Source organism: Candidatus Symbiopectobacterium sp. (assembly GCF_020054415.1).
GTDB lineage: Bacteria > Pseudomonadota > Gammaproteobacteria > Enterobacterales > Enterobacteriaceae > Symbiopectobacterium.
Map to the genome: position 1 here is coordinate 1 of NZ_JAHWCO010000079.1, position 2,950 is coordinate 2,950.

A 2,950-nucleotide genomic window follows, 5' to 3' on the forward strand; every position below is an offset into this window, starting at 1 on the left:
ATCTTTTTCAGCAGGCGATCAAACTGGTTGAGATCGTCAGGGGTTTTGAGATTTTTGTCCAGCTCGTTAGCCAGAGCCTGTAACTGTTTTTCGTCCATAAAGTAACCTGCTTTTGATGTTGGATTGAACATATCAAAATCAGGCAATTACACAATCTCGTGTACAGGCTCTGTACGCACCGCGCACAGGGTTAAACGCATCAAACGAACGGGTGGCTGCACCGCTGCCACCAACGCAGCAGCAGACGCTCGGCGGAGTCACCCGCGTTCCCCATGATTTTATCCAGAAGGCGCTTGCGACGCGTATAGCGCACACTCAACACCTCATGCGTGGTTATTTCCTGAATCAGTAAATCGTCGCTGGTGCCTATTGCATCGACCAGCCCTAACGTTTGCGCCTGCGTGCCAAACCAATGTTCTCCCGTAGCGGCTTTATCGATATCCAGCGTGGGTCGCATCTCTTTGACAAACTGCTTAAACAGACCGTGAGTCACGTTCAGCTCTTCACGGAATTTTTCACGCCCCTGCTCCGTATTCTCACCAAACAGCGTCAGGGTGCGCTTATATTCACCGGCAGTATGCAATTCCACATCGATATCATTGTTTTTCAGCAACCGATTGAAGTTGGGGATCTGAGCCACTACCCCAATAGAGCCGATGATGGCAAACGGAGCCGCGACAATACGATCGGCCACACACGCCATCATGTATCCACCACTGGCAGCAACCTTGTCCACCGCAACGGTCAAGCGAATGCCGCCATCACGCAGGCGTTGCAACTGAGAAGCGGCCAACCCATAACCGTGCACCACGCCGCCGGGGCTTTCCAGACGTAACAGAACTTCATCCTGCGGCGTAGCCACCGCCAGCACCGCAGAGACTTCTTCACGCAGCGCAGAGACTTCATCTGCGTCCATGCTGCCGTTAAAGTCCAATACGTAAAGACGCGGTTTCACCACTTTCTCATCGCCGCGTTTGGCGCGCAGTTTCTCTTCTTTAGCGGCAGCTTTGTCCTCTTTTTTCTTCCGCTTCGCGACCAGTTTGCGTTCCGCATCACTCATGCAGGTGTCACGCATTTCATTTTGCATTTCGCGATACTGTTCGCTCAGATTCATCACCTGCAACTCCCCTTTGCGCGGGCGTTTTCGCTGCGTGACACCAAAGGTCAACACGACCAGTGCGCCAATGGCCAGCACTATCGTGACTACTTTTGCCAGAAATAAGCCGTACTGAGAAAGCAATTCCACAAATACCGTCCCTCGTATACTGAGTCATATCATGACGCCGCCGATGTTTACCTGCGCAGTTGACTGCGACACACCACACCATCATACCGCTCGTCTTACGCCACTCCACGGTTTTCATCAAACCGACGCTAGAGCAAAAAGACAGCCTAACGTATTGCGTGAAATATGGCGATGTTATTCATGGGTTTTTTACACCTGTTGCTGTTTTTTTACCGCAGTTGCATAAGAATGCGCACGACGCGCATTGAATTCACCGACACATTGAGGCATAACTGCCGTTACGTCTTATGGTTTGCGGCGTATAGAGGAAAGTACTGTGCATTATCAACCTATGAATGACCTTCTTAAACACCGCTTAATTCTGGTCACCGGCGCGGGCGATGGTATTGGGAGCGAAGCCGCGCTCACTTACGCGCGCTACGGTGCACGGTTGATCCTGCTGGGTCGCACCGAGCATAAATTACAGGATGTGCAAGCAGAAATCCTGCGTGAAACCGGGACATCATCGCTGGTTGTGCCCTGCGATTTATTAACAATCACCGCCCAGACGTGCGCTGCGCTGGCGGCTGGCCTAGAAAAACAGATATCACACCTTGATGGCGTACTGCATAACGCGGGGTTGCTCGGGGATATCATACCGATTGCAGAACAGGATCCGGCGACCTGGCATCAAGTCATGCAAGTTAACGTGAATGCCACCTTTATGCTGACGCAGGCGCTGTTACCCCTGTTGCTAAAAGCCGCCAGCCCTTCTCTGGTGTTCACCAGTTCCAGTGTGGGTCGCGTGGGCCGCGCGGAATGGGGAGCCTATGCGGTTTCCAAATTCGCCACAGAAGGGCTTATGCAGGTCTTGGCCGACGAGTATCGTAACCAGCATTTGCGCGTCAACTGTATCAATCCAGGAGGGACGCTCACTTCAATGCGTGCCAGCGCGTTCCCGGATGAAGATCCCCTACGCCTCAAAACCCCGGCTGATATTATGCCGCTCTACCTTTATTTGATGGGCGATGACAGCAAACGCAAAACCGGCATGAGTTTTGACGCGCAGCCGGGAAGAAAACCCGGCCCTGCGGTATAAGGGAGCCCTGACAATGGATAACGATCTCCACAAGCAGCGCCAGCAAAAACTGAAACAACGGGTTGACGAACGCGTTGCCGCGGCCAACGAGGTGCGTGGCATCCTGATGGTTTTCACCGGCAACGGCAAGGGTAAAACCACGGCGGCGTTTGGCACCGCAACACGCGCGGTGGGACACGGCCTGCGCGTTGGCGTAATTCAATTTATCAAGGGTGAATGGCCCAACGGCGAGCGTAACCTGCTCGCCGATCGCGGCGTTGAGTTTCAGGTGATGGCGACCGGGTTTACCTGGGATACGCAGGTTCGCACACGCGATACGCTGGCAGCACGGCAAACGCATGTTGTCCGATGCTACGCTCGATATGGTGATCCTGGATGAGTTGACCTACATGGTAAGCTACGACTACCTAGCGCTGGAAGAGGTAGTGAACGCATTACAAGAGCCTGTACACGAGATTGTGTAATTGCCTGATTTTGATATGTTAAATCCAACATCAAAAGCAGGTTACTTTATGGACGAAAAACAGTTACAGGCTCTGGCTAACGAGCTGGCCAAAAATCTCAAAGCCCATGACGATCTCAACCAGTTTGATCGCCTGCTGAAAAAGATCAGCGTTGAAGCTGCC

2 protein-coding genes and 1 pseudogene are annotated in these 2,950 nt (G+C 52.7%); 2 read left to right on the forward strand and 1 reads right to left on the reverse strand.

Going from position 1 to position 2,950, the window contains the following annotated elements; translation table 11 throughout:
• Positions 1-199: 199 nt before the first annotated feature.
• Entirely contained in the window at positions 200-1,246 is a 1,047-nt protein-coding gene (gene sohB, locus QZ506_RS02530) for a protease SohB (RefSeq protein WP_291968842.1), read from the reverse strand.
• Between the two features lie 316 nt (positions 1,247-1,562).
• Here sohB and QZ506_RS02535 point away from each other — a divergent pair, with 316 nt between their 5' ends.
• Positions 1,563-2,324, forward strand: coding sequence for a YciK family oxidoreductase (locus QZ506_RS02535; protein ID WP_291968844.1), 762 nt, complete (start codon positions 1,563-1,565; stop codon positions 2,322-2,324).
• A gap of 13 nt (positions 2,325-2,337) precedes the next feature.
• Positions 2,338-2,761: pseudogene (locus tag QZ506_RS02540) on the forward strand (cob(I)yrinic acid a,c-diamide adenosyltransferase); the annotation flags it as partial.
• Positions 2,762-2,950 lie beyond the last annotated feature (189 nt).